We start from the raw sequence: 6,235 nt of genomic DNA, 5'->3' as shown, positions 1-6,235 counted from the left end.
CCGGAAAGGTCTTGGCCGTGCTGAGGCCGATCAGCGGCACCATGCCGAGACGCAAGCCGGGTGGGAAAACGACGTCGGCGGCGAAGGCCGGAAGCGCTGTTACGGCGAGGAGGGCGAGCGCGGCGAGGGGGCGGATCAGCTTCATGGCCACTCTGATTGGTTCACATTGAGGCCGTTCGATGGTCGGCCACGGGGCCGCTTTGTCGCGCGAAGCAGCTGCGCCGGCTGTGCGGTCGGTCCGCCTTTTAGCCGGTTTGGCCTCGCCGCAACAGGGCGGGCGGGCTTGCGGGTGCGGGGGCTTGCCGACGCCCGGACCTGTTAATAATTCCTCACCCGCAAGGGCGGTTGAGCCCGGATATCACCTTCCAAAACCCGATGTTTTAGCGGCAGAAACCTAGCTTCGGTCCTTGCGGGCCCCTCCCCCCCTCCTATATGAGCCTCAATCATCGCAATATCGCGGATGTTTGATCTTAGGGGGTTTCGGTTCGGGTGCCTCTTGGGCCCAGCCAACCTGCCGCAAAAAGAAGGATATCAGGACCATGGGAAAGGTCATTGGGATCGACCTCGGCACCACGAATTCGTGCGTCGCCGTGATGGATGGCAAGAACGCCAAAGTCATCGAGAATTCCGAAGGCATGCGCACGACGCCTTCGATCGTCGCCGTCACGGATGACGGTGAGCGCCTCGTCGGCCAGCCCGCCAAGCGCCAGGCCGTCACCAATCCCGAGCGCACCTTCTTCGCAGTGAAGCGCCTCATCGGCCGCCGCTACGACGACCCGATGGTCGAGAAGGACAAGAAGCTCGTTCCCTACAAGATCGTGAAGGCTTCCAACGGCGACGCCTGGGTCGAGGCCGACGGCCAGACCTACTCGCCCTCGCAGGTCTCGGCTTTCATCCTGCAGAAGATGAAGGAGACCGCCGAAGCCCATCTCGGCCAGAAGGTCGAGCAGGCCGTCATCACCGTTCCTGCCTACTTCAACGACGCTCAGCGCCAGGCGACCAAGGACGCCGGCAAGATCGCGGGCCTCGAAGTGCTGCGCATCATCAACGAGCCGACCGCGGCCGCGCTCGCCTATGGCCTTGACAAGACCAAGGCCGGCACCATCGCGGTGTATGACCTCGGCGGCGGTACGTTCGATATCTCCATTCTCGAAATCGGCGACGGCGTGTTCGAGGTGAAGTCGACCAACGGCGATACCTTCCTCGGCGGCGAAGATTTCGACATGCGCCTCGTGGGTTATCTCGCAGACGAGTTCCAGAAGGAACAGGGCATCAACCTGCGCAACGACAAGCTCGCGCTGCAGCGCCTGAAGGAAGCCGCTGAAAAGGCCAAGATCGAGCTGTCCTCGACGACGCAGACCGAGATCAACCTGCCCTTCATCACCGCGGACCAGACCGGCCCGAAGCATCTGACGATGAAGCTCACCCGCGCCAAGTTCGAGGCGCTGGTCGACGACCTCATCCAGAAGACCGTCGAGCCCTGCCGCAAGGCGCTGAAGGACGCCGGCGTCACCGCCGGTGAGATCGGCGAGGTCGTGCTGGTCGGCGGCATGTCGCGCATGCCGAAGGTCCAGGAAGTCGTGAAGCAGCTGTTCGGCAAGGAGCCGCACAAGGGTGTCAACCCGGACGAAGTCGTGGCGATCGGCGCTGCGATCCAGGCCGGCGTGCTCCAGGGCGACGTCAAGGACGTGCTGCTGCTCGACGTCACCCCGCTGTCGCTGGGCATCGAGACGCTGGGCGGCGTGTTCACCCGCATCATCGACCGCAACACCACGATCCCGACCAAGAAGAGCCAGGTGTTTTCGACGGCTGAGGACAACCAGAACGCCGTCACCATCCGCGTCTTCCAGGGCGAGCGTGAAATGGCGGCCGACAACAAGATGCTTGGTCAGTTCGACCTGATGGGCATTCCGCCGGCGCCGCGCGGTATGCCGCAGATCGAGGTGACCTTCGACATCGACGCCAACGGCATCGTCAACGTCTCGGCCAAGGACAAGGCCACGGGCAAGGAGCAGCAGATCCGCATCCAGGCCTCCGGCGGTCTGTCGGAAGCCGACATCGAGAAGATGGTCAAGGACGCCGAGGCCAATGCCGAGGCGGACAAGAAGCGCCGCGAGGCCGTCACCGCCAAGAACGAGGCGGATGGCCTGGTGCATTCGACCGAGAAGGCTTTGGCCGAGCACGGCTCGAAGGTTGCCGAGAGCGAGCGCCGCGCCATCGAGGATGCCGTCAGCGACCTCAAGGAAGCGTTGAAGGGCGACGATGCCGAGGCGATCAAGGCCAAGACCCAGACGCTGGCGCAGGCTTCGATGAAGCTCGGCGAGGCCATGTACAAGCAGCAGGCCGAGGCCGACGCCAAGAAGGATGCGGCCAAGGACGACGTCGTCGACGCGGAATTCACCGAGGTCGACGACGACAAGAACAACAAGAAGTCCGCTTAAGCCCCGAGAGGGTGACGATGCGGACGGCTTGGACCCCACACACGCTACCGGCCTCCTCCCTTGCGGGGGAGGCCGTCGTGTCGGGACGGACGGGCCAGGACTCCTTTCAAGGCTCCTTCAAAGTCGGCCCCGTTACGATCGATCAATTCCCAGCCGTTATTCTCAGCGCTGCCAGGCTGCCCTCCGCCGCAAGGTCGAAGGGCGCTCATACCGCCGCATGTCAGCGTTGTTCCGCGCCAACTTGAATCGCGATTGGATAGACCGAGCCCATCATGTCCACGTCCACCAAGCGCTGCTATTACGAGACCCTCGAAGTCGAACGCGACGCCGACGAAGGCAAGCTGAAATCGTCGTTCCGCAAGCTGGCGATGAAATTCCATCCCGACCGCAACCCCGGGGATGAGACCAGCGAAGTCAAGTTCAAGGAAATCAACGAGGCTTACGAGGTCCTGAAGGACAAGGACAAGCGGGCCGCGTATGACCGTTACGGCCACGCCGCGTTCGAGCAGGGCGGCGGCTTCGGCGGTGGCGCCGGTTTCGGTGCCGGCTTCGCCTCCTCTTTCTCCGACATCTTCGAGGACCTGTTCGGCATGGCCGGGCAGCGCGGCCGCGGCGGCCGCGAGCGCGGCGCCGATCTGCGCTACAACATGGAAATCACCCTCGAGGAAGCCTTTGGCGGCAAGACCGCGCAGATCGAGATTCCTGTCTCGGTCACCTGCGAGGCCTGCTCGGGCATCGGTGCCAAGGCCGGCACCAAGCCGAAGACCTGTTCGACCTGCGGCGGCGCCGGCCGCGTGCGGCAGTCGCAGGGCTTCTTCACGCTGGAGCGGACCTGCCCGGGCTGTCAGGGCCGCGGTCAGATGATCGAGGACGCCTGCCCATCCTGCTCGGGACAAGGGCGGGTGACCCGCGAGCGGACGCTCTCGGTCAACATTCCGCAAGGTGTCGAGGACGGCACACGGATCAGGCTCGCCGGCGAGGGCGAGGCTGGCGTCCGCGGCGGGCCGCCCGGCGATCTCTACATCTTCCTGTCGCTGGCCCAGCACCAGTTCTTCCAGCGTGACGGCGCGGATCTGCATTGCCGCGTGCCGATCTCGATGGTGACCGCCGCGCTCGGCGGCGAATTCGAGGTGCCGACCATCGACAAGGGCAAGACCAAGGTGAAGGTGCCCGCCGGCACCCAGTCGGGCCGTCGTTTCCGCATTGCATCAAAGGGTATGCCGGTGCTGCGGTCGCGCCAGATGGGCGACATGTACGTTCAGGTCATGGTCGAGACCCCGCAGAACCTGACCAAAAAGCAGCAAGAATTGCTGGCCGAGTTCGAGAAGCTCTCCTCCGGCAACACCCAGCCGGAAGCCGAGGGTTTCTTCGCCAAGGTCAAGGATTTCTTCGGCAATCGGGCGAACTGACGCGTCTTGACCGTATCGCCTCCGGCCTATACGTCTTTATGACCATTTTCTGACACGCCGCGGTCCTGCGGTTCCGTCCGGTCCCGACATGCCATTGCCATCGTCCGCGCGTGCGTTGAAGAAGCCTCGTCTCGATGACGAGGTGCGCTTTCTCAGGTCGTGGATCGAAAAGCCCTTGCACATGGGCGCGGTGATGCCGTCCGGCAAGCTGCTGGCGCGGACCATGGCTCATTATGTCGATCCCGATTCCGACGCACCGGTGGTCGAGCTCGGACCCGGCACCGGCGCCATCACGTCCGCGCTGATCGAGCGCGGGGTCGACCAGAAACGTCTCGTTCTCGTCGAATACAATCCCGGCTTCTGCGCGCTGCTGCGCGACCGCTACCCGCAAGCCAAGGTGGTGCAGGGCGATGCCTACCGCCTGCGCGACACGCTCTGGAATGTCTTGAGCGCGCCGGCCAGCGCGGTCGTGTCCGGCCTGCCGCTCGTCACCAAACCGATGCTGACGCGGCTGCGGCTCATCCGCGATGCCTTCACCGCGCTCGCGCCCGGTGCGCCCTTCATCCAGTTCACCTATGCGGTGGTGCCGCCGATCCCGAAATCGCTATCCGGCGTGTCCACAGAGGCCTCGGAACGGATCTGGATGAACCTTCCGCCGGCCCGCGTCTGGGTGTATCGCAAGCATTAAATCCGCCGGCTCCTCTTTGCGCGGCGGGCTCGTTTCGCCGAATGCATGAGATTGGATGCCAGCCCCCAAGATCCTGATTATTCCCGGCTCGCTGCGCACCGGCTCGCACAATGCGAAGCTGGCGTCTGTGGCTGCTTACGAATTCGTCCAGGCCGGCGTCGACGTCACCCGCATCTCGCTCGCCGATTTTCCGCTGCCGATCTATGACGGCGATCTCCAGGCCAAATCGGGCGTGCCCAAGCACGCGATCAATCTGAAGCGCATGATCGGCGCGCATCACGGTGTCCTCATCGTCTCGCCCGAATACAACGCCTCGGTGCCGCCGCTCCTGAAGAACGCGATCGACTGGGTCAGCCGCGTGCACGAGCTGCACGAGGCGCGCGGAGAGGTGTTCCGCAACCGGGTCTTCGCGCTTGCCGGCGCGTCGCAGAGCCGGTTAGGTGCTGCTCGCGCGCTGCAGGCCCTGCGGCTGATCCTCTCCGCCTGCCACGCCAACGTGATTGCCAGCCAGCTCACGCTCGCCTTTGCCGACCAGGCCTATGACGATAGGGACAGGCTGAAGAACGAGGGCGATATCGCCGCGCTGAAGCAGCTGGTGGCGCAATTGATCGACGTTTCCCAACGCATGATGTGAGGTGACATGACGCCAGCCGAGATCGCCCCGAAGGACCGCCTGATCGTTGCGCTCGATCTGCCGAGCGTTGATGCCGCGGAGGCGATGATCGCGAAGCTCGGCGACAGCGTCACGTTCTACAAGATCGGCTATCAACTCGCTTATGCCGGCGGCCTGCCGCTGATCGGCAAGCTCGCTGATGCGGGCAAGAAGGTGTTCGCCGATCTCAAGATGCACGACATCGGCAACACCGTGACGCGCGGCGTGGAGAGCGTCGCCAAGCTGGGCGCGACCTTCGTCACCGTGCACGCCTATCCGCAGACCATGAAAGGCGCCGTCGAAGGCCGCGGCAGCGCCAGCCTGAAGATCCTCGCCGTGACGGTGCTGACGTCCTACGACGACGACGATTTGCATGCAGCCGGTTATCGGCTCAGCGTGTCGGAGCTGGTCGAGGCGCGTGCGCAGCAGGCGCAGGTGCTCGGTGTCGATGGCCTCGTGTCCTCGCCGGAGGAGGTGGGTAGCCTGCGCAAGATCGTCGGCCACCAGATGAGCCTAGTCACCCCCGGCATTCGTCCGGCGGGCGCCGCCAGCGGCGACCAGAAGCGCATCATGACGCCTAGCCGTGCGATCGCCGCCGGCGCGGATTATCTGGTCGTCGGGCGCCCGGTTGTGGAAGCCGCCGATCCCAAGGCGGTCGCGGACACCATCCACGCCGAGATCGCGCAAGCGCTCGGCTAACCCACTAAACAACAGGGAGAAGAACAATGGCAAAAGGCTACTGGATCGGGCGTGTCGACGTCAGCAATGACGAGGGCTATAAGCCCTACGCCATCGCCAACGGCCCGATCTTCAAGAAATGGGGCGGCCGCTTCGTCGTCCGCGCCGGCAAGTTCACCACCGTCGAAGGCGCCAGCCGCAACCGCAACGTCGTGATCGAATTCCCTGACTACGAGACCGCGCTCGCCTGCTACAACTCGCCGGAATACCAGGCCAACATCAAGGTGCGCCAGCCGCACTCGATCGCCGACCTCATCGTCATCGAAGGCTACGACGGCCCGCAGCCGCAGGACGGCTGAAGGCTCTC

Annotated in this window: 6 protein-coding genes; all 6 read left to right on the top strand. The window is 64.3% G+C overall.

All coding sequences use genetic code 11. The annotated features are described in order from the left end of the window. Positions 1 to 539: 539 nt before the first annotated feature. The gene (gene dnaK, locus XF30_RS03435) at positions 540 to 2,441 is read left to right on the top strand and encodes a molecular chaperone DnaK (RefSeq protein ID WP_036003245.1); all 1,902 of its coding nucleotides are present in this window, start codon (positions 540 to 542) and stop codon (positions 2,439 to 2,441) included. Between the two features lie 272 nt (positions 2,442 to 2,713). Continuing rightward, complete coding sequence (gene dnaJ / locus XF30_RS03425; RefSeq protein ID WP_109141922.1) at positions 2,714 to 3,850, top strand: molecular chaperone DnaJ; 1,137 nt, start codon at positions 2,714 to 2,716, stop codon at positions 3,848 to 3,850. An 88-nt stretch (positions 3,851 to 3,938) separates the two neighbouring features. Beyond that, the gene (locus XF30_RS03420) at positions 3,939 to 4,538 is read left to right on the top strand and encodes a class I SAM-dependent methyltransferase (RefSeq protein ID WP_036003251.1); all 600 of its coding nucleotides are present in this window, start codon (positions 3,939 to 3,941) and stop codon (positions 4,536 to 4,538) included. 55 nt (positions 4,539 to 4,593) lie between these two features. Then, entirely contained in the window at positions 4,594 to 5,172 is a 579-nt protein-coding gene (locus tag XF30_RS03415) for an NADPH-dependent FMN reductase (RefSeq protein WP_109141921.1), read from the top strand. A 6-nt stretch (positions 5,173 to 5,178) separates the two neighbouring features. Then, positions 5,179 to 5,889 (top strand): orotidine-5'-phosphate decarboxylase, encoded by a 711-nt coding sequence (gene pyrF, locus XF30_RS03410; protein ID WP_036024347.1) that lies wholly within the window; start codon positions 5,179 to 5,181, stop codon positions 5,887 to 5,889. 26 nt (positions 5,890 to 5,915) lie between these two features. After that, on the top strand, positions 5,916 to 6,227 hold the full coding sequence (locus XF30_RS03405) for a DUF1330 domain-containing protein (RefSeq protein ID WP_036046075.1): 312 nt from the start codon (positions 5,916 to 5,918) through the stop codon (positions 6,225 to 6,227). Positions 6,228 to 6,235 lie beyond the last annotated feature (8 nt).

This window comes from Bradyrhizobium sp. SUTN9-2 (assembly GCF_003122645.1).
GTDB classification, from domain to species: Bacteria; Pseudomonadota; Alphaproteobacteria; order Rhizobiales; family Xanthobacteraceae; genus Bradyrhizobium; species Bradyrhizobium yuanmingense.
Note: the sequence above shows the minus strand (reverse complement) of the source record. Positions and strands in the feature narration are given on the sequence as shown.